This window comes from Klebsiella sp. CN_Kp104 (genome assembly GCF_040064515.1).
Classification (GTDB): Bacteria; Pseudomonadota; Gammaproteobacteria; order Enterobacterales; family Enterobacteriaceae; genus Klebsiella; species Klebsiella aerogenes.
The window spans coordinates 14671-35833 of sequence record NZ_JBEAII010000008.1 but is presented as its reverse complement, the minus strand read 5'-3'; the positions used below and the strand labels follow the sequence as shown (position 1 = coordinate 35833).

The 21163-nt window shown below is 58.1% G+C and carries 14 protein-coding genes and 1 pseudogene; 4 read left to right on the top strand and 11 right to left on the bottom strand.

Annotated features, from left to right (window positions below; genetic code table 11):
* On the bottom strand, window positions 1–732 hold the full coding sequence (locus tag ABLU80_RS11320; RefSeq protein WP_015365744.1) for a MerR family transcriptional regulator: 732 nt from the start codon (window positions 730–732) through the stop codon (window positions 1–3).
* 199 nt (window positions 733–931) lie between these two features.
* Between ABLU80_RS11320 and ABLU80_RS11315 the strand changes: the two genes are divergently transcribed.
* Genes ABLU80_RS11315 through ABLU80_RS11305 form a run of 3 tightly spaced genes read left to right on the top strand, consistent with a single transcriptional unit; the run spans window position 932 to window position 3854 of the window.
* Window positions 932–2620, top strand: coding sequence for a sensor histidine kinase (locus tag ABLU80_RS11315; protein ID WP_015365745.1), 1689 nt, complete (start codon window positions 932–934; stop codon window positions 2618–2620).
* On the top strand, window positions 2614–3333 hold the full coding sequence (gene btsR / locus ABLU80_RS11310; protein WP_015365746.1) for a two-component system response regulator BtsR: 720 nt from the start codon (window positions 2614–2616) through the stop codon (window positions 3331–3333). The genes ABLU80_RS11315 and btsR overlap by 7 nt, the downstream gene beginning before the upstream one ends.
* Before the next feature lie 53 nt (window positions 3334–3386).
* Window positions 3387–3854, top strand: coding sequence for a DUF1456 family protein (locus tag ABLU80_RS11305; protein WP_015706088.1), 468 nt, complete (start codon window positions 3387–3389; stop codon window positions 3852–3854).
* A 43-nt stretch (window positions 3855–3897) separates the two neighbouring features.
* On the opposite strand, the gene ABLU80_RS11300 is transcribed toward ABLU80_RS11305, so the two are convergent.
* From ABLU80_RS11300 to metG, 8 genes and pseudogenes are all read right to left on the bottom strand, one after another.
* A complete protein-coding gene (locus ABLU80_RS11300; RefSeq protein ID WP_015365748.1) occupies window positions 3898–4362 on the bottom strand; it encodes a YehR family lipoprotein in 465 nt (154 codons plus the stop codon).
* Window positions 4363–4454: 92 nt separating this feature from the next.
* Complete coding sequence (locus ABLU80_RS11295) at window positions 4455–6455, bottom strand: SWIM zinc finger family protein (RefSeq protein ID WP_348849981.1); 2001 nt, start codon at window positions 6453–6455, stop codon at window positions 4455–4457.
* The gene (locus tag ABLU80_RS11290) at window positions 6452–7588 is read right to left on the bottom strand and encodes a VWA domain-containing protein (protein WP_348849980.1); all 1137 of its coding nucleotides are present in this window, start codon (window positions 7586–7588) and stop codon (window positions 6452–6454) included. The genes ABLU80_RS11295 and ABLU80_RS11290 overlap by 4 nt, the downstream gene beginning before the upstream one ends.
* Window positions 7588–9867 (bottom strand): DUF5682 family protein, encoded by a 2280-nt coding sequence (locus tag ABLU80_RS11285; protein ID WP_348849979.1) that lies wholly within the window; start codon window positions 9865–9867, stop codon window positions 7588–7590. Before ABLU80_RS11285 ends, ABLU80_RS11290 begins: the two co-directional genes overlap by 1 nt.
* A gap of 10 nt (window positions 9868–9877) precedes the next feature.
* A complete protein-coding gene (locus ABLU80_RS11280; protein ID WP_213796102.1) occupies window positions 9878–10966 on the bottom strand; it encodes a MoxR family ATPase in 1089 nt (362 codons plus the stop codon).
* A 25-nt stretch (window positions 10967–10991) separates the two neighbouring features.
* A complete protein-coding gene (locus tag ABLU80_RS11275) occupies window positions 10992–13346 on the bottom strand; it encodes a DUF4132 domain-containing protein (RefSeq protein WP_348849978.1) in 2355 nt (784 codons plus the stop codon).
* A 15-nt stretch (window positions 13347–13361) separates the two neighbouring features.
* A pseudogene (locus tag ABLU80_RS11270) lies at window positions 13362–16742 on the bottom strand (DUF4132 domain-containing protein); the annotation flags it as partial.
* A 229-nt stretch (window positions 16743–16971) separates the two neighbouring features.
* Entirely contained in the window at window positions 16972–19005 is a 2034-nt protein-coding gene (metG, locus tag ABLU80_RS11265) for a methionine--tRNA ligase (RefSeq protein ID WP_047080766.1), read from the bottom strand.
* Between the two features lie 151 nt (window positions 19006–19156).
* Between metG and apbC the strand changes: the two genes are divergently transcribed.
* Complete coding sequence (gene apbC / locus ABLU80_RS11260) at window positions 19157–20266, top strand: iron-sulfur cluster carrier protein ApbC (RefSeq protein WP_015365751.1); 1110 nt, start codon at window positions 19157–19159, stop codon at window positions 20264–20266.
* On the opposite strand, the gene ABLU80_RS11255 is transcribed toward apbC, so the two are convergent.
* Together ABLU80_RS11255 and ABLU80_RS11250 are read right to left on the bottom strand one after the other, a co-directional pair.
* Window positions 20263–20736: a GNAT family N-acetyltransferase gene (locus ABLU80_RS11255; RefSeq protein ID WP_348849977.1), complete on the bottom strand. Its 474-nt coding sequence runs from the start codon at window positions 20734–20736 to the stop codon at window positions 20263–20265. The genes apbC and ABLU80_RS11255 overlap by 4 nt on opposite strands.
* Complete coding sequence (locus tag ABLU80_RS11250) at window positions 20708–21025, bottom strand: RcnB family protein (RefSeq protein WP_015365753.1); 318 nt, start codon at window positions 21023–21025, stop codon at window positions 20708–20710. The genes ABLU80_RS11255 and ABLU80_RS11250 overlap by 29 nt, the downstream gene beginning before the upstream one ends.
* Window positions 21026–21163: the final 138 nt, after the last annotated feature.

Genomic DNA, 21163 nt, shown 5'->3' with positions numbered 1-21163 from the left:
TTAATTGCTATTTAGCCAGATCAGGTTTTCCCGCTGTTCCCAATCGCGAAGCTGTGCTGCCTGTGGACTACCTGGCGGTGTGGGGCACCACACCAGTAGGGTGCTGTCGGGAAACAGTTGCGGACGGATCTGGTTCAGGGAATGTGCGACAACGTCGACCCGCCAACCTTGCTCGCAGGCTTTCCAGCCCTCCAGCCACAGTCGGGTGGTGTCATCGGTATTCCAGCCAACCACCACCGCGTGATGGCCGGGGCGTTTCCAGGCATGGGCGAGACATTGGGCGATATGATTGATCAAGATGCCGTCGAGCAGGCTGCGCAGCGCCAGTAGCGTTGGCTGCGGGCTTAACAGGCGGTGGCGGAGCGGATTAATCAGGTAATGGACCAGCGTTTGCGCGGAATAGCTGTGGCTGCGCTCTTTTAGCCATAGGCGCAAGCGTTGGTAATGACCTTCTTGTAGAAAACCGAGCAATATCTCCTGCTGTTCGCGCCAGCCGTCTTCAGCATCCTCTTCGCGGTCAGGTAGCAGGTTTTTTACCTTGCTGACCTGTACGCCGGCATCAATCCAGCGCTTAATTTCGCGAATACGCTCAATTTCATTGTCATTGAATAATCGATGACCGCCATCGGTGCGCTGCGGTTTAATAAGTTCATAACGTCGCTGCCAGGCTCGCAGCGTCACGGGATTGATATCACAAAGCTGAGCCACTTCGCCTATCGTATACAGCGCCATTTTCCCCTCCCGCCGTGTTCTCCTGATTTAACTGTAGAAGGGGTTTATCAATTGTTCATTTTTTGTTCTTTTTGGCCGCGACGAGACGGTGAGAAGTGTGATCGTCGCCGTGATTTAGCATTTTCTTGTATCGCTTCAAAGAAAGTTATCGGCGGTCAGTGTATGTTACGCGCTTTCAAAGGTTGTGTGGTTTGCGGGTATGTACGAGTTCGATCTGGTATTGCTGCTGCTCCAGCAGATGTGCGTGTTTCTGGTCATCGCCTGGCTGATGAGTAAAACGCGGCTGTTCATTCCCCTGATGCAGGTCACCGTGCGTTTGCCGCATAAATTGCTGTGCTATGTCACCTTCTCGATTTTTTGCATTATGGGGACCTATTTCGGTCTGCATATCGAAGATTCTATTGCAAATACCCGCGCTATTGGCGCAGTGATGGGCGGCCTGCTCGGCGGCCCGGTGGTCGGCGGCCTGGTGGGGCTGACCGGGGGCCTGCATCGTTATTCGCTGGGCGGAATGACGGCGTTAAGCTGTATGGTGTCGACCATTGTCGAAGGGCTGCTCGGTGGTCTGGTGCACAGCATTCTAATCAGGCGCGGCCGCCCGGATAAAGTGTTCAGCCCGCTTACCGCCGGGGCTATTACCTTTTTCGCCGAACTGGTGCAGATGCTGATTATCCTGCTCATTGCGCGACCCTTTCAGGATGCGCTGCACCTGGTACAGAGTATTGCCGCGCCGATGATGGTTACCAATACCGTCGGCGCCGCGCTATTTATGCGTATCCTGCTGGATAAGCGGGCGATGTTTGAAAAATACACCTCGGCTTTTTCCGCCACCGCGCTGAAAGTGGCGGCCTCTACCGAGGGGATCCTGCGTCAGGGATTCAACGAAGAGAATAGTATGAAGGTGGCTCAGGTGCTGATTCAGGAACTGGATATCGGCGCTGTAGCCATTACCGACCGCGAGCGGCTGCTGGCGTTTACCGGCATCGGGGATGACCACCATCTACCAGGTAAGCCGATCTCATCATCCTATACGCAAAGGGCGATTGATACCGGCGAAGTGGTTTATGCCGACGGCAACGAGGTGCCGTACCGCTGTTCAATTCACCCTGGATGCAAACTGGGCTCGACGCTGGTCATTCCGCTGCGCGGTGAGAATCAACGGGTTATTGGCACCATTAAGCTATATGAAGCGAAAAACCGCTTGTTCAGCTCGATTAACCGTACGCTGGGGGAGGGGATCGCCCAGCTACTGTCGGCGCAGATCCTTGCCGGCCAGTATGAACGGCAGAAGGCGTTGCTGACCCAGTCGGAAATTAAACTGCTGCACGCGCAGGTTAACCCGCACTTTCTGTTCAACGCCCTGAACACGCTGAAGGCAGTGATTCGCCGCGATAGCGATCAGGCCGGACAACTGGTGCAGTATCTATCAACCTTCTTTCGCAAAAATCTGAAGCGACCAACGGAGATCGTCACCCTGGCGGACGAAATTGAACATGTGAATGCCTATCTGCAAATTGAGAAGGCGCGATTCCAGGATAATTTACAGATACGTATGCAGGTTCCTGCATCGCTTGAACATCTGCAGCTACCGGCGTTTACGTTACAGCCGATAGTCGAAAACGCGATCAAGCACGGCACTTCTCAGCATCTTGGCGTGGGCGAAATTACCATTCGCGCCAGTCAGCATGAGCGTTGGTTACAGCTGGATGTGGAAGATAATGCCGGGCTGTATCGGGATAACCCTAACGCCAGCGGGCTCGGAATGAGCCTGGTGGACAGAAGACTGCGTACGCGCTTCGGCGCCGACTGCGGAATTAGCGTCGCTTGCGAAGCGGAACATTTTACCCGCATTACGCTGCGACTGCCTCTGGAGGAGAATGCATGCTAAAAGTTTTAATCGTCGATGATGAGCCGCTGGCGCGGGAAAATCTGCGCATTCTGCTGGAGGCGCAAAGCGATATTGATATCGTCGGCGAATGCGGCAACGCCGTCGAGGCGATTGGCGCGGTGCATAAGCTGCGTCCCGACGTGCTGTTTCTGGACATTCAAATGCCGCGCATCAGTGGGTTGGAGATGGTTGGTATGCTCGATCCAGAGCACCGCCCCTATATCGTCTTTTTAACCGCCTTCGATGAATATGCGGTGAAGGCCTTTGAAGAGCACGCCTTTGATTATCTGCTCAAGCCGATCGAAAACGCCCGGCTGGAGAAAACCCTGAGCCGCCTGCGCCAGGAGCGCAGCCTGCAGGATGTATCCCTGTTGGATGATGCCCGGCAGGCGCTGAAGTACATTCCCTGCACCGGTCACAGCCGCATCTGGTTGCTGCAGATGGAAGATGTGGCTTTTGTGAGTAGCCGGATGAGCGGGATTTACGTCACTGATAGCGAAGGCAAAGAAGGGTTTACCGAACTGACTTTGCGTACGCTTGAAAGCCGTACGCCGCTGTTGCGCTGCCACCGTCAATATCTCGTTAACATGGCGCATTTGAAGGAGATCCGCCTTGAGGAGAATGGGCAGGCGGAATTGTTAATGCGCGCCGGGCAAACGGTGCCGGTCAGCCGCCGCTATCTGAAAAGCCTGAAGGAGGCGATTGGGCTGTAAAAACGCGGAATCATGGTAGACTTAGCGCCAGCATTTTTCATCATGAAGGCATTATGATCAGTAACGATATTTTACGTAGCCTGCGCTACACCCTGAAAACCAACAATAACGGCCTGGTACGCATCTTTGCGTTGGCGGATGCGCCGGTGAGTGCGGAACAGCTGGTACCCTGGCTGAAAAAAGAAGACGAAGAAGGGTTTGCGCGTTGCCCGGATGTCGTGCTGTCGAATTTTCTCAATGGCCTGATTTACGATAAGCGCGGCAAAGACGAATCAGCGCCGCCGCTGGCGGTTGAACGCCGGGTGAATAACAATATCGTACTGAAAAAATTGCGTATCGCTTTCTCGCTGAAGACCGACGATATTCTGGCGATCCTGACTCAGCAAAAATTCCGCGTGTCGATGCCGGAAATCACCGCCATGATGCGCGCGCCGGACCACAAAAACTACCGCGAATGCGGCGATCAGTTTTTGCGCTATTTCCTGCGCGGTCTTACCGAACGCGAGCACGCCAAAGGCTAAGCGCCTGACTTGACCCGGGCCTGCGCCCGGGCCCTGCACCTCTTTACTTCTTCACCTCTTTAAAACCCTGCGATTCCAGCAATTTAGTTGACACCGATAGTGAAACAAACTGCTGTGAGCAGTCGGTGAACATCGAGCCCGGCAGTTTGCACAGCTCGCTGATTTTCGCTTTGCTAAAATCCACGGTCAGATGCTCAAGCGCATAGGAATCTTTATAGTCGATGGTCTGTTCTACGCCCTGTAGATTACGATACACGCTGCTAATCGGCTCAATAATGGCCCGCGCCTGTTCTTTATTTTCGGCGCCGATCGATTTATAGGGAATGGTGTTGTCGGCATCCTGACGCAATACTTTGTCGCCGTCATAGTGGTAGGTAAAGCTGAGTTCGACGCCGTTGGTATTCAGCGCAAAGGTTTTACTCTCTTCTTTTTTATTATCGCAGCCGGCGAGGGCCGCCAGCAGAACAGATACGGCCAGCACGCCAGCCATCTTGCGGTTAAATTTCATCACGATTCCCTATGTTGAGTGGTATTGCGCCCCAGAGCGGCGGCTATCAATACTATAGCCAGCGCAACGATTATGTTACGGCCTTTTTGCAATTAATCGAGTTTCATCGCCAGTTGTTCACTGAGGTGGATTATTGTATTAAGCGTCTCGCTGGTGGTTGCCGTGCCGTTCTCAATCAGCTGCCGGTACAGGCGGGCTAGCTGTTGAAAGCCGCTATTTGCCAGCTCGCCGCTGAGCCTTTGCGCCTCGCAAAACAGATTTTGCTGCTGATAGCGCAGGCCGTTATGTAGGATCTGTATAAGCAGCTCCTGGCCGCGCAGCAGCAGGCTTTGCGCCGCGGATAGAGCAGGCTGTAGGCCGGCTGATGGTAGCGGTCCGACCGCGCTCGCTTCGCCGTCCAGCGCCCAGGCGCGAGTACGGGTTATCATCGTTAAAGGCACAAGCGTTAACGTACCGCTATTGAAGGAGACCAACCCAGAGACCAGACAGACCGGATCGTCCTGCTGCTGCAGTAACGCGGCCATGCGTTCGACAGCGAAAGGCGCGCTGGCGGAGGCCGGTAGCGACAAATGCAGAATATCGTCGTTGTTGTCGCCGCTCTGCACTTGCGCATCCAGCGTTTGCCGCGAAGCATCCCAGCCGAGTGCAAGGCATTCTCCCACCGGCAGTATAAATAAATTATCGACCTGGCTGAGTGGGCGCACGCAGGCGGGCGGACGATCTCGTAGATGTTGACGTAATGCGCTCACTCCCGGCTGGCGCAGCGGCGGTGCGAGCAAACGCCAGGCATCCGCCGTCAGCGGAACATTGCTGCTGAGACGCTGGCGGCTACCGAGCAGCAGCTCGCCGTTGGCGGTTCGACGCGCCGCTTGCGAGATGATTTGCCCACCCGCCAGCGCGCTGGCCTGAAAACTAAAGATTCGCCGCTGCCAGGCAGGGATCTGCATACGCTCCGCTAGCGGCCAGCTGCGCGACAGCTGCAGGATGTTACCGGTGTCCGGATCGCAATACCAAATTCGTAGCCCGTACCGTTGGCTATCCTGCCAGCAGCGCATACCCAATGACACGAGCCGCAGATGGTCAAGTTGGGTTTCACCAGCCACCCCGAGACCGACGATATTGCGCCACGGTAATGGCGGCACGACCTTATCCCGATCGAGTTGCGCCATCCAGCCCGCGCTTCGCAGGCGGCCATCGAGCGCGGCCAGTTGCGCCAGGAATGATGCGGGGTGGTAGTCGCTGGCCCGCTGTTGAAAGGCATCTACGCCAGAACGGATCTGCGCCAGCGCGCTTTCCACCCAGCGCCAGCCGACGCTTTGCGCCGCTTTTTGCGCCTGGCTGAATGCGGCATCGTAGCTGATGGGGGGCTGGCTGAGGCCGCCTTGCCACAGGATATCGATAAGTCGCTGTAACGCCCGCCGGCAGGCTTCGCCCTGGGAGGTGGCGAATGGTCCGCCGTCAGGCTCAGATTTCTGACGATGAGATTGCCACATCAGGTGGTGAAAACCGGGTTGCCGTGACTCGGCATCGGCAAAGGCCTGCACCGCCAGCGCGACGTGTTCGCATAGCGTGCCTTCCACGCAGTCACAGCGAGCAAAACGCAGACTGCTGCGGGAATAGAAACGGACATCGCTCATGGGTAATTTAGCGGCAGGCGGTTCGCCGGGGAGGCAGAACAGTTCTAGCGTCAACCCTTGAGCCGCCAGCAGTTGCGCACGCCGCCGCGTAGCATCAGGCAGCGTAGCGAGTTCAGGCAGCCACCGCGAAGGGCTCCAGCGCTGTGCGCTTTCATCTGCTCCTGCATTTGCGCTGGCGTTAGCGCGCTGGTAGCTCAATACCAGCATGACCCGATGGCGACACATACCGCTGGCGCCGCAGCTACAGATAGCCTGTTTGAGCGATTGTCCCCGCGCCAGCCGGGTGTGGACGCCGTCGCTAAAGTGGGCGGTCAATGTACCGTCGCTTTGCTGCGCCAGTTCGGGAATATTTCCGCCATCCAGTTCTTTGAGGCTGCGTTTGACGAAACCTGCGTTGCTGAGCGCAGTCAGCGCCTGCGGGGTGAGTTCAAGTAGTTCCGCGCGTACCAGGGTCATGATTGTAAATTCTCCGCCAGCCACGCCGCCAGCTCGCCGGGCGTCATGGCGGCAATCTGCGCCCCGGCATTCACCAGAGCCTGCGCGGTATCATGGTCATAGCTCGGGAAAGCATTGCTATCAAGCGCTGCCAGCCCCAGCACTTTGCTGCCGTTTCGTACGCACTGTTTCACCTGGCGGATCAGTTGCAATCGCGTGCCGCCCTCGAAGAAATCGCTTACCAGCACGATAACGCTTTTTGCCGGTTGTTCGATGAGCTGGCTCGCGTACTCCACCGCACGGGCGATATGCGTGCCGCCGCCAAGCTGGACTTTCATCAACAGTTCCACCGGGTCGGCTACGTCGGCGGTCAGATCAACGACTTCGGTATCGAAGGCCACCAGATGGGTGCGAATGCCCGGCAACTGCCACAGACAGGCAGCCATCACCGCGGAATGAATCACCGAATCCACCATCGACCCGCTCTGATCCACCAGCAGGATAAGCTGCCATTGTTCGCTGTGACGTTTAATGCGGCTGATAAAGCGTGGCGATTCAATGTACAGCCTGCCGCGCTGCGGATCCCAGTGTTTGAGGTTGGCGCGCAGCGTGTTTTTAAAATCAAAATTACGCGCCAGCGGTTGCCGTGATGGGCGGCGGCGATCGCGGGCGCCGGAAAACGCCTGACGTACCGCTTTAGCCAGCCGGGTCATGATCTGTTCAACGACCTGACGTACCAGCTGGCGAGCAGCATGTAATACTTCCGGGTTCATCAGATGTTTGGTGTGTAACACCGCGCGCAGCAGGCTTTCGGAAGGGGGGATACGTTGCAGTACATCCAGATTGGTCACGACATCGTCAATGCCGTAGCGCAACACGGCGTCGCTCTCCAGGCGTTCGATAACCTGCTGCGGAAAGAGGGTATGAACAGCGTTGATCCACTCCGGGGTGGTCAGGTTTGAACTGTCCAGCGTGCCGCAACGCTCGCCGCGCGCCAACCGTTGCGGATCGCGACCGTATAGCCACTCCAGCGTGTGATCAATCTGGCGCGCCTGCTCGCTCAGGCCGCCAAGGCTGCTTTCGGCGGCCTCGCCCAGCACCAGCCGCCAGCGCTGAAGTTCGGTGGAGGTCAGTAAATCGGCAAGAGAGTGCATTAGTAAATTCCCCAGTGAGCCAGCGTTTCCCGCGCCTGCTGTTCTTGTTGGTGGTGACGGGCGATGACTTCCGGCGAGCTGCTTAGCGTTTGTAACGCCTGTGCCGGCAGCGCCGTCAGGTGATAGTGCGCGAGCACCTGCTGCGCCAGCGCGCCGCGTTCGCGCGGCGGCAACCAGGCCATCGCCGCACGTAAATCGGGGAGGGCGAGAATAAACTCCTCCTCGGCAAGCTGTGCTAACAGCGCGCTGAAACCAACGATGAATGTGGGTTGACTGGCAAGGTGATGGCGCGCCAGCGCCAGCATGCCGTGCAGGGTTTCGCCGAGCCGTTGCGCAGGGAGTTGCGCCAGTAGCTCCAGCGCCGTCTGCGCGTTAGCTGAGGGGTGTTCAAGACGGATAAGCGCGCCCAGCGCCGCGCCCCGGTCAACAGGGGCGGCATCGACGGCGGCAAGACGGCGCTGCAGTAGCGCGAGCGCGGCGTCTGGTGTCAGTCCAGAAAGCGCGTTCACGCAGCGAAGATCGCGCAGAATATGGCACAGCGTCTGCCAACTGTACAGATGGGCGTGGAACTGGGCTTCGTCGGGTTGACAACGGGTTTCGCATAGCCACAGCGCGCGATCCAGCGCCGCGCTCAGGGTGGTTTGCAGCACCGCTGAACCCTGCATGCCGCTGGCGTCGTCCAGCCGCCATAGAGCATATAAGATTTCCAGCGCCGGGCCCATTTCGGCAAAACGGCTCTCTTCGGCAATCAATTGCGCCAGCTGTGCCAGTAGCTGATGGCTGAAGGCGGAAAGCCCCGCCAGCGCCGCCTGGCTCAGACACTCGGCGAGGCGGCGAATGCCGACGGCTTCCAGCATTTCCGCTTCAAGATAGTGACGGGCGGCTTCCATTAGGGTGCCGCCGTAGCGGGCGCTCTCAATGAGCGCGGCATGTTGTTCCAGCGGATGGGTTAGCGACCAGATTTCCACGCCGTCGCCGGATAACGAAGTGGCATTACCCTGGAGGCGCTGAATACCTGGGATACGCAGGATAGCGAGACGGTGTAGCACCTGGCTTTGCGCCAACCCGTTGTTCTCATAGCGGTCGAGATGCAACTGGCCGGGCAGGGGAATCGCGAGGCGGGCCAGTTCGCGACTGACGTCCTGCGGCAACGGCGGCTGCGGAGTGCCTGACGCCAACTGACCGAAACCGCTTCCCGCCAGCGTATCAATTATTGTCAGCAGCAGCGGATCGGTGTTGGGGAGAATCACGCCGCGGTAGCTCCAGGGAAGCGGGGCGTCGAGCGCCTCTTTGAGCAATGCTCCGGCAAGCGCATCCAACCAGTCGCTGCGCAGCGGCAGACGATGCCCGCGCAGTTGCGCCAGCGCCATTGCGCGTAGGTGCGCGGCGGCCAGATCGGCGGTGGAAGCTGGCAGGCGGCGCTGGCGCAGATTGCCAAGTATGGCCTGCAGCAGTTTTTCGCCAGCGTGCTGTAGCCCAAACCGCCAGCACCAGCCTTGCCAGACCGGAGCCGGCATACCGGAAAGATAGCCGCTTAAGACGTCGAGGCGTTTTTCGCTGTAGGGTGTCAGATAACAACCGGTGACGATGTCGGCGCCTGGTTGCGGGAGTGCGGGTTCCTGCGCCTGAGCCGGGCAATCGCGCCAGCTGGCGACCAGCGCCGGGGCGTGCCAACCCCCGCATACCACCACCACCGGCCCATCGTTTTGTTGCATCGCCCACGCCAGCCAGCGCGCCATATACGCTTCACGCTGACGGCTGTTTTCGCCGCCGGGCTCACCGCCGCGCAAGCGGAAAAAATAGTGTTCCAGCGCTGACGCCAGGGTGGTTCGCTGGGTCTCATCTTCGAACAGATGATCCCATAGCGTGTCGCTATTCTCCATGCCGCTTGCCTGTAGCAAGCGTTGCCGATCGGCGCGCTGGCGGATCTGAGAATCATCGTCATCGTTCTCGGTTTGCGCCCACGCCGGGAGATCGATAAAACGCGTTTGCGCGCCGATCTCTTTTGCCGCCATCAGAGCTTGCCACTCGGGCGAGAACTCGGCAAAAGGCGTCCAGGCGCCGCGGCCTGGGGAGGTATCATTCGTGGACTGGCTGTAGCTGTAGATCGCCACCGGTAACTGATGAGGCAAAAAAAGCTCCTCAATGCGGCTGTTAAAATCCGCCGGGCCTTCAATCAGCACACACCGGGGGCGGACGGCGAGTATGCTCTCTTTGACCAGCGCCGCGCAGGCCGGACTATGGTGACGAATACCGATGATTAACGGCTGCTCAGACATAGCGCTTCCCTCAAGGCAGCCGGTGACGAGCCTGATAATAGGCCTGCCAGTGGGCTTCTTTATGTTTGCCGACGCGTTGTTCAAAATATCGGCGCAGGCGGGCGCGATCGTCCTCGTTGTCTTTAACGATGGTGCCGGCGATGCAGTCCACCAGGTCGGTAGGCTCGCCAGCGCGGTTGGCAAGGAACCAGGCGCGAACGCCGACGGCATGGGCGACGTTGACCGCTTCAGCGGTGGACATTATCGCGCTGAGGGTATCCATGGAGGTTTTTTTGTCACCGTCGGCGCGCAGGTCGCGAAAGGTATGGACCAGTAGTTCGAGTACCGCATCTGGAATCTTATGCGGAATCCCGCTATGCGCCAGTAACCGGGCGGATGCGCTGGCGACCAGCTCCAGCTCCTGCTGGAAATCCATGATTGGAAAGACGGTTTCAAAGTCGAAGCGGCGCTTCAACGCCGCGCTCATCTCGTTGACGCCGCGGTCGCGGGTGTTGGCAGTAGCAATAATGTTAAAGCCCGCACGGGCATACAGCTGGCTCTCGTCGCCGGTGAGTTCCGGTATCGCCATCACCCGATCGGAGAGCATCCCTAACAGGCAGTCCTGCACCTCCAGCGGCGTGCGGGTGATCTCTTCGAAGCGAACGATTTTACCGTCGCGCATGCCCTGGTAAAGCGGAGCAGGGACCAGCGCCTGCGGCGACGGACCCTGGTTAATCAGCAGCGCGTAGTTCCAGCCGTACTTGATTTGATCCTCTGTTACCGATGCCCCGCCCTGAATGGTCAGCCCGGCATCGCCACAAATGGCGGTGGCCAGTAGCTCTGAGAGCAGTGATTTCGCCGTTCCTGGCTCGCCAACCAACATCAGGCCGCGCCCGGTGGCGAGCGTCACCAGCATGCGTTCGACGGCGGCGGGGCCGATCACGATTTTACGGCTAATACCCCGTGTATCATCGCCGAGGATAAAGGCTCGCGCCGCTGGCAGGCTTAACAACCAGCCTGGCGGGCAGGGGGCGTCATCACTCTGTTTTAGTCGGGCGAGTTCCTCGGCGTAGCGCGTGGCGGCCGGTGGGCGCTGAAGAGGGTTTTCCTGGTGTGACATTCCTTTTCCTTTTGCGCGTGTTGATTTAGCGGAAGATGGCATCGATGGCGCTCAGCGCCTCGCTGAGTATGCATTGGTCAAGCTGCGAAAATGCGGCAGGTGATTCGCCGCCGTACAGCGTGATTTCGGCAAACTGATGGCGGGCGTTGGCATCGATGCCATAGGGCGCAAATCCCGGAGAAATCGTCAGCATTAATCGGTAAGGCGGAAGCGAGTAGCAAAAGTTGGTATCGCTCTCCTGCTGCCAGCCGCGATAGCGTATTCCCAATAGCTGGCCGCAGGTAGCGCTTTTCCCCTGCCAGCGCGTGAGCAACCTCGTCGAGCCCTCTTCTGGCGTCAATTGCACAATCGGGCGTAAGAGCTGAGGGAAGGGCGGCGTTAGCTGGTAGTCGGTTGTGACTTGCTCAAACGTTGAGCGTAGTTCGGCGCTCATCGCCAGCGGATGGGCGATGCCGATAAGCGCCTGTGCCGGAAGGTCAATGGAATTGTCTTGCGCATCGCAGTAATCGCCTTCCGCCGCGACGCGAAAAGCATTTAGCAAATGGTTGGGCTCTTGCGTCGTGTAGATTCCCCATAGTAGCCGCCGGGTTAAATGGCAGGTGAGCGGGTGGTTAACGAACAGGGTCTGAAATTCGGCAACTGTCCAGCGTCTGGCCAGCCGAAAGGCATTCTCCAGATGCGGTAGTAGCTGTTTCGCCGCCTGGGCGGCATCTTTCTTCAGCCCTTTGAGGCGGGCCAGCGCTTCTGGCGCTTTTAGCGGATCGTCATCCTCGCGTAGGCGCGGCATGGTTTTTTGTCGGACGCCCTGCCGATCGGTAATGATTAACTGGAGATGTTCGTCAAAGCGTACGCTGAACTGCCGGGGGCCAAAATCAAAGACCAGCGGTTGCGACGCGTTCAGCCCCAGCATGGGGACCATCCGGTCTTTTAACTGCTCCTCGCTAAGGCATCGGGCCTCGGCGATGACTTTTAGCTGCTGCTCTGCGTTTTCATATAACGGGCGGGATTTCGCGCGTTGGGCGATGTGATACAAGTGCATGAGCGCCGTATCGTTGCCAATGCGGCTAAGCAGCGTCAACCCTCTGGAGGCGCGGGCTGATTTTCCTTCCTGAGGCCAGCTGAGAATCAGCGGTGTTAATTCGCGGACCGTACTTTCGTCACCCAATATTCCTAAAGCCTGGAAAGCCCAATTCTCTTTCGCCGGGGCCCCCGCGTTTTGCCAGGCACTGAACAAATCCCAGGCGAAGGCGGCCAACGTCTGCGGCTGACAGACGGCTTTGATGATATTCAGCCCGCAGTATACCGGGCCCGCCTGCGACATACGCAACATTTCGCCGAGGACCTCTAATGCGTCGTCGGTTAGCGGTTGGTCGTTTACGATAAGCCGCGGCCTGCGCCACCGCGCGGGCTGCCAGAAATCGGGCGCTTTCGCGATTCGCGCCGGGTAGTTTTCCAGCGGATTCTGAGTGAGCAATTGTTCCAGCACAGGCCATAGCTGCGGCTCATCCCAGCGTAAGGCGACGGATTTCAACCGTTCGAGGTGACCTTGTTGAGACAGCAAACGTAGGGCGTTAATGGCTGCCTCCCGATGATCGCCAGCTTTGCCGAAGGCGACTGGGATTAATGCGGCGGCGGCATGTTCCGGCCACTGTAGCAGCCACTGGCGAGCGAGCTGACTCTGCGCCTGCAAGCGGTGCCAGGCTCGGGCGATTGGTAGCGCCAGTTCAGCGGCGCCGATATGGATCAGTAGGGGGAAGATCTCTTTGGGCCGCTGCTGTAGCGCCAGCAGCAGGCCGGGCAGCGCGTCGACGCCGAGAATGCTTAGCACATAGTCTGCGCCAACGTAGCGGAATTTCTCCTCATTTATTCGTTGCCATAGCGTTAGCAGTTGTTCGCGCGGCAGCTGTGCTAGCAGGTATAGATTCCAGCAGTCGTTAGGCTTATAGTCGCCTTCCTGGTAGCGCCGCCAGGCGAGGAGCAGGCCTTCGCTATCAGCGTTGTTAAGTGCGCTAATCGCTTCTTGTTGCCAGTCAGGTTGCGTAAAACTGACCCATGAGTCCAGATGATCCTGACAGCCTGCCAGGGTGTATTGATGGAACAGATAATCCATGACCTCAAAACCCAGTTCACGCAACACGATGTCGCTACCCCGTTTGGCGATCCGCTCCGTCAATGGCTGGCGATTAAAGAAACATGCCGGTTCCGCTGCCGCCAGCGCCTCTTTTTCTCCAGGTAACCACTGTTCTTGCGGTGGAATACACAGCACCGCCAGCTCAAGGCGCAGGCTGGTTTTTTTGGTTTTTTTGCTGCGCCACGGTGGCGACAGCAAAATTTTCGGCAACCCAGAATGATTATTATTTTCTCTTGCGGTATGGCTCATGTTCCTTCCTTATGCTTAATCAAACAGCGCCTGGATATCGTTGACGGCTTCGCTGAGGGTGATGCGATCCAGCACCGAGAACGGTTTTTTCTGCGGCGTTTGAGTGCCCCAGCCAAAGTTGCTCGCCTCGCCGTGCCACAGCCAGATATCGTCCAGCTGTTGTTCGGCGCTGTACTCATCAGGTGATGCGCCAACCGCAAAGCCTTCTTTAAGTTCAACGACCAGCGTCCACGGCCCCAGCGGTTTCAGCATCCAGCCGATCCAGCCGCCGTCCAGCGGCTGGCCGCGCAGCCAGCCTTTGTTGGCCAGCCCCGCGATGCGGCCACCCGGCGCTTTGCGTCCGGCCCAGCGGCTGAGCGAAGTGGCTGTGAGCTCCGCGTCGCTCAGCGCCCAGACGTGGCGGTCAAGCTGGCGGAACGGCGCCAGCAACTGGTAGTCGGCGAACAGCTGGCCGAAGGCGGCGGCATCTGCGGCGTCGATTTCCAGCGCGTGCGGCAGGCCGATGGTGATATTGCCCTGCGGCAGGGTGAACAGGTCGTCACCGGCGGTGCTGTAGCTGTTATCTTCCGCCACCCGGAAGCAGGCCTGCAGGGCGTCGTCGTCGCCATAAACGCCCCATACCAGCCGACGGATGAGATGGCGGACCAGCGGATGTTCGACGAGGAACAGGCGGAAGTTTTCCGCCGTCCAGCGCCGGCGCTGGCACATGGCCGACTCGAGGCGGGCAATCTGCTGCGCCGCCGCGGTGCGGGCATCCTTTTTCAGCGCCTTGTAGCGCCCGACGGCTTCGGCGCTGAGGGTTGCATCATCGCTTTTGTTCGGTTTCGGCAGGTCCTTAAGGCGGCTGCCCTTTTCATCGCGCACGAAGGGTTTGAGGGCTTCATCGAAGCTGACGCTGAAGCGGCGGGGGCCAAAATCGAGCGTCAGCGAGCCCTGTTCGTCAAGGCCTAAATCCGGCGCCAGGCGGTCTTCCAGTTCGGCGACGGTCAGCTGGCGGCTGTCGGCAATGTGCTGAATCTTTTCCCGCGCCCGGGTCTGCAGGGCCTTGAATTTGAGCTTCTGCGCGATGCCGTTGAGATGCATCAGGGCGATATCGCTGCCGATGGCGGCGAGAATATCCAGCCCGGCGGTGGCGCGTTTGTGCTGTGACTGCCCGGGCCAGGCACGGATAAGGGGCGTCAGCTTACGGGCGGTATCATCATCGCCCAATACGCCCAGCGCGCTGAAGGCCCAGCTCTCTTTCGACGGCGCGCCGGCAGCCTCCCAGGCGAGGTACAGGTCCCAGGCGAAGGCGGCCAGCGAGGCCGGGGTGCAGGCGGCTTTGACCTGCAGCAGGCCGGGATACAGCCCCTCATCCTGCGGAAAACGCAGCATCGCGCCGAGATGCTTTAAGGCATCGTCGGAGAGCGGCAGGTCGTTCTCGCGCAGCCGCGGACGGGCCCACAGCGTGGGCAGCCAGAAACCAGGCAGGGAGGGGATTTTACTCGGGTGGTTGTCCAGCGGGTCAAGTGCCTGTAGGGCGGCGAGTGCGACCATCACTTCGGGCTGTTGGTAACGCCCGGCGATCTGTTCCATCAGCGCTTGATGGCCATTATCAACCAGCAGCCGTAGCGCCTGACGGGCGCAGTCTCGGGCTTCGCCGGCTTTGCCGAAGGCGGCGGGCAGCAGACCGGTAATGGCGTGCTGCGGGTAGGCCAGCAGCCACAGGCGGGCTTCGTCGCGCATGCTTTTCAGCTTGCTGAAGGCGCGGGCGATGGCCGGCGCCAGTTCGCTGGCGCCAAACCACTGTGCAAGCGGGACGTTTATCTCCGGGTAGCGCGAGAGGGAATGGGTGAAGCCCGGTAACCCGGCGAGGCCCAGGTACAGCATCACTCGCCTTGCGCCGTGATGAGGCTGCTGGCTTAAGTAATTCCAGACCCGGAGTGCTTTTTCTGGTTCGAGTACCGAGAGTCTGTAGAGATTCCATTCGCCCCGATAGGGATGATGGAACGTTTTAAATGCTTCAATTAACGCGGGATAATCTTCACCCTGCCAGGCATCCAATGCTGAATCTATGACTTTCTTAACGCTAAAGCCATCCCAACGTCTGAAGCCCAGCGTGGAGAGGAAATCTGCTGCGCTGTCTTCAATATCTGTTGGATCCCAGTTCTCTTTCTTCAGCAGAACTTCGCGTTCTTCCTCCGATAGTGAACAGACAGGATCCAGCGAGAGCGGTACAAGTGCCAGTACCGGAACCGTCACCTTTTTCTTCTTCGCCGCCCACGGCGGAGAGACCAGTACAGCCGGGAGCTGGTCGTTGCTGGCGCTCTCAGTGCGCTGATTTAGCTGCTGCTGGCCGTGTTCTACGACGGCCAGCGCCTGCGCCGACAGCCATGGCGTCACCCGCGTGACGATTTCAGGCTGGCTGTTAAGCAGAACGACCAGCAGGGTTTGCCAGCGTGAATCGTTCTTTTGCGCTAACCGCTCCGCCAGCGCCGCCAGCATGGCGTGCGGGAAGCGCTCGCTGGCTTTATTCATTCGCTCAAAGGCGCGTTTGCTCTGCCCGCTGGCGTCAATCAGCAGGCCCAGGGCCTGCGGATGGTTGATATGAGTCAGCGCCTCACCGCAGATATCGCCGTGGGCGTAAGGTGCGAGGCGGGCGAGAGCAGGGAGCCCCTGCTCCTGTAACAGTGTGGCGCAGCAAGTTTTGCCAACGTAATAATCATTAAAGATATCTAAATGCGGATAGTTATCTAATATCGCCAGCGTTGGCGCATCAGTAGCCGCCAGCTTCAGCCATTCCAGCATACCGAGAGTGGGCTGTCCGTGAAGGCGTGCGGCAGTATCGCGAGCGATATCGGGTTTTTCCGGCAACAGAAGAGAAACCAGCGGCTGGCGCCAGGCTGGCATGGCGGGCTGGGCGGTAATCAGTTTATCAGCGCAGCGTTGCCATAGCGCTTCATCCGCGAGAGAAAGGTGCTTCCGCAGTCGCCATTCGAAAACGGAATACGAATGCAGATAATTTGGAGGCTGATTTGATGGCAAGAAGTTGACCCGATCGTCGCCATAATCGTATACGGGGTGAATAAACTGCAGCGCAATAACTACCTCGGTGGCATATTCCAGCCCGCCTTGTTCAACGATATGATCCTGTAAATCCTGAGTGCCTTGCGGATTATTATCATTTTTTAGCGCAACCAGAACCGCTAGAACTTGCGGCGGTAAGGTGGTGTTAAGTTCGGTGTCAATGAGCGACAGCGCCTCGGCGATGACCTGCTGCCATTCCGGCGAACAGTCACTGTAATCAAAGGAAACGGTTTTTTTGTATGGCCGGTTTAAACCGTGAGCGAGGCCGTTCAGCCTGTTGACGTCTTTAGCATTGGATACCGCTTCACCCGGCCAGCGGCGATGGCTCAGCGCTTCTTTGGCAAGCTTTTTCGGTAGCGTTATCTGCGCATCATCGGCCAGCCACGGGCGGCAAGGGGTATCCGGCGAGGTATCTGTTGTCATGCAACGTCCCTGTGTTTTTATCCAGTTTCGTTGATGCTATCAGTTAATCACCTAATCTAAGAGTGGGTTTAGCAGTTGGAAGGGCATTTTCGGAATTCATAAAAAAAGCGCTGCCGGAGCAGCGCTTTTACGGAGGTTATTTAACCTGCTGACCCGGCTGTGCGCCGCTGTCAGGGCTTAACAGGAAGATATCTTTCCCGCCAGGGCCGGCGGCCATCACCATCCCTTCGGAGATGCCGAAGCGCATTTTACGCGGCGCCAGGTTGGCGACCATCACCGTCAGGCGGCCAATGAGCGCCTGCGGGTCCGGGTAGGCGGAGCGGATGCCGGAGAAGACGTTACGCTTCTCGCCGCCGAGATCGAGAGTCAGGCGCAGCAGCTTATCGGAACCGTCGACGAACTCGGCGTTTTCAATCAGCGCGATACGCATATCCACCTTGGCGAAATCGTCAAAGGCGATAGTTTCCTGAATCGGATCATCGGCCAGCGGGCCAGTCACCGGCGCGGCGGCGGCTTTCACTTCTTCTTTAGAGGCCTCCACCAGCGCTTCGACTTGTTTCATCTCAATGCGGTTGTACAGCGCTTTGAAGGCGTTAACCTTGTGCGCCAGCAGCGGCTGCTGGATGGCGTCCCAGCTCAGCTCGGTGTTGAGGAACGCTTCAGCGCGCGCGCTCAGACCCGGCAGAACTGGCTTCAGCCAGGTCATCAGCACGCGGAACATGTTCAGCCCCATGGTGCAGATTGCCTGCAGATCGGCGTCGCGGCCTTCCTGTTTTGCCACCACCCACGGCGCCTGCTCGTCAACATAGCGGTTAGCGACGTCGGCCAGCGCCATAATTTCGCGGATGGCTTTACCGAATTCGCGGCTTTCCCACGCTTCGCCGATAGCGGCAGCCGCATCGGTGAAGGTTTTATACAGCGCCGGGTCAGCCAGTTCGGCGGAGAGCATGCCGTCGAAGCGCTTATTGATAAAGCCGGCGTTACGCGAAGCCAGGTTCACCACTTTGTTAACGATATCGGCGTTAACGCGCTGGATAAAGTCTTCCAGGTTCAGGTCGATATCATCAATGCGCGAAGAGAGCTTAGCGGTGTAGTAGTAGCGCAGGCTGTCGGCGTCGAAATGGTTCAGCCAGGTGCTGGCTTTGATAAAGGTGCCGCGCGATTTGGACATCTTGGCGCCGTTTACCGTGACATAGCCGTGAACGAACAGGTTGGTCGGCTTACGGAAATTGCTGCCTTCCAGCATGGCCGGCCAGAACAGGCTGTGGAAGTAAACAATGTCTTTACCGATGAAGTGATACAGCTCGGCGCTGGAATCTTTCTTCCAGTATTCATCGAAGCTGGCCGTGTCGCCGCGTTTATCGCACAGATTCTTAAAGGAACCCATATAACCGATCGGCGCATCCAGCCAGACGTAGAAGTATTTGCCCGGCGCGTTGGGAATTTCAAAGCCAAAGTACGGCGCGTCACGGGAAATATCCCACTGTTGCAGACCGGATTCGAACCACTCCTGCATTTTGTTCGCCACCTGCTCCTGCAGCGCGCCGCTGCGGGTCCACGCCTGCAGCATTTCGCTAAAGGACGGCAGGTCGAAGAAGAAGTGCTCGGATTCACGCATCACCGGCGTCGCGCCGGATACTACAGATTTCGGATCGATGAGCTCAGTTGGGCTGTAGGTCGCGCCGCAGACTTCGCAGTTATCGCCATACTGGTCCGGAGATTTACACTTCGGACAGGTGCCTTTGACGAAACGGTCAGGCAGGAACATGCCTTTTTCCGGATCGTAGAGCTGAGAGATGGTGCGGTTTTTAATAAAACCGTTTTCTTTCAGACGGGTATAGATAAGCTCCGACAGCTCGCGGTTCTCGTCGCTGTGCGTCGAGTGATAGTTGTCGTAGCTGATATCGAAACCGGCAAAATCGGTCTGATGCTCCTGACTCATCTCGCCAATCATCTGCTCCGGGGTGATGCCAAGCTGCTGCGCTTTCAGCATAATCGGGGTGCCGTGGGCGTCGTCGGCGCAGATGAAGTTGACTTCGTGGCCGCGCATTCGCTGGTAACGGACCCAGACATCAGCCTGGATGTGCTCCAGCATGTGGCCGAGGTGGATAGAGCCGTTGGCGTACGGCAGCGCGCACGTTACCAGAATTTTTTTCGCGACTTGAGTCATAGTGGGCATTACATCTTCTGTTGTAAAAAGGGCTTTTGATGTTACCTGAAAGGCAATAATTTGGTAAGCCCAAAGCTTATTGTGGGGGAATTATTCCCTTTCAGGTAAACTTAACGGACAAGAATCAACTCACAATAACAAAGGAGTCGGGATGAGTTCGCAATCCCAGGCCAAATCCCCCGAACGTCTACGCGCGATGGTCGCCGGGACTCTGGCTAATTTCCAGCACCCAACCTTGAAACATAACCTCACCACGCTAAAGGCGCTGCACCATGTCGCCTGGCTTGACGATACCGTGCATATCGAGATCCAAATGCCGTTCGTCTGGACCCGCGCGTTTGAGGCGTTGAAGGAGCAATGCAGCGCCGAGCTGCTGCGTATCACCGGCGCGAAAGCCATCGACTGGAAGCTCTCTCACAGTATCGCCACCCTGAAGCGGGTGAAAAACCAGCCGGGTATTAATGGCGTGAAAAACATCATCGCCGTCAGTTCCGGTAAAGGCGGGGTGGGCAAATCCTCTACCGCCGTCAACCTCGCGCTGGCGCTGGCGGCGGAAGGGGCCAAAGTGGGTATCCTTGATGCCGACATCTATGGTCCGTCGATTCCGACCATGCTTGGCGCGGAAGACAGCCGCCCGACATCACCGGATGGCACCCATATGGCGCCGATTATGAAGTATGGCCTGGCGACGAACTCCATCGGATATCTGGTGACCGATGACAACGCCATGGTGTGGCGCGGCCCGATGGCCAGCAAGGCGCTGATGCAGATGCTGCAGGAGACGCTGTGGCCGGATCTGGATTACCTGGTGCTGGATATGCCGCCGGGAACTGGCGACATCCAGCTGACCCTGGCGCAGAACATTCCGGTAACCGGCGCGGTGGTGGTGACGACGCCGCAGGACATCGCGCTGATCGACGCCAAAAAAGGCATCGTGATGTTTGAGAAAGTAGAAGTGCCGGTCGTTGGGATCGTGGAAAACATGAGCATGCATATCTGCAGCAACTGTGGCCACCACGAGCCTATCTTCGGCACCGGCGGCGCCGAGAAGCTGGCGGCGAAGTACCACACTCAGTTGCTAGGCCAGTTGCCATTGCATATCACGCTGCGTGAAGATCTGGATAAAGGCACGCCGACGGTTATTGCGCGTCCGGAAAGCGAGTTTACCGATATCTACCGCCAGCTGGCGGGACGCGTGGCGGCGCAGATGTACTGGCAGGGCGAGGTTATCCCGAGCGAGATTGCCTTCCGCGCCGTTTAAGGCTGGGTGTAACGCATCAGCCAATAATCTCCGTCAGGAGACGCGCCCTGTGCTTCGAGTTTCCAGCCGTGATGCTGGTAGAAGCGTAGGGCGTTTTCATTTCGCGACAGACACTTCAGCGTACCACTGTGCTTGAATGAGCGCTGAACCTGTTCCAGCAGCAGGCTACCGACGCCTTTTCCCTGCCACTGCGGATCCACAAACAGGTTATGCAGGAAGTTGTCGATAACCCACACCGAGGCGAATCCTGCCAGCACATCGCCGCATTCGGCGACCCATAGCTGTTCGTCTTGCACCACGGCATCAAAATCTTCCAGCCGCCATTGATCGCCGTTAAGCCATGTCCATGAGGCAAGACGCGCGTCAAGAAACAGCTGACGCAGGCGAGGGTAGTCGCTGTCGCGACCGGGGCGAATGCGCAATTGCGCCTGCGTCGAGGACTTAGCGATGGTAGAAGATCTCGCCGTCATACACTTTCAGGATCTTGCCTTCGGTGTCGGTGATCAGAACGTAGTTGCCGCCCATATAGGTCCAGTGACTGCCGGCATCCGGCGCGGGCAGGTTACGCAATTGCCACTGTTTGATGTTGTACTCAGGAGTGAGGTACATCGCCGGCACGGTATCGCCAATATGAAATTGGGTAAAATCAGCGGTGAATTCTTTCATCGCATACTGTTCAATCCCGGAGGCCGGCGCCGCCCAGCTTGCGCTGGCGCTGGCAAGAAGTACGCCCAGAAGCATCATTTTTGTTTTACGCATATTTTCCTCAATATTACCTGGACTCAAAATAGCAGCCTCGTATCATTCCTGAAGCGCTGCTGAAATGGCAAGCACTGGTTTTTTAAAAAGTGTAAGCAAAACACGGCTGAAGTCTTGTCCCGCTTGCGTTGTTAGGCG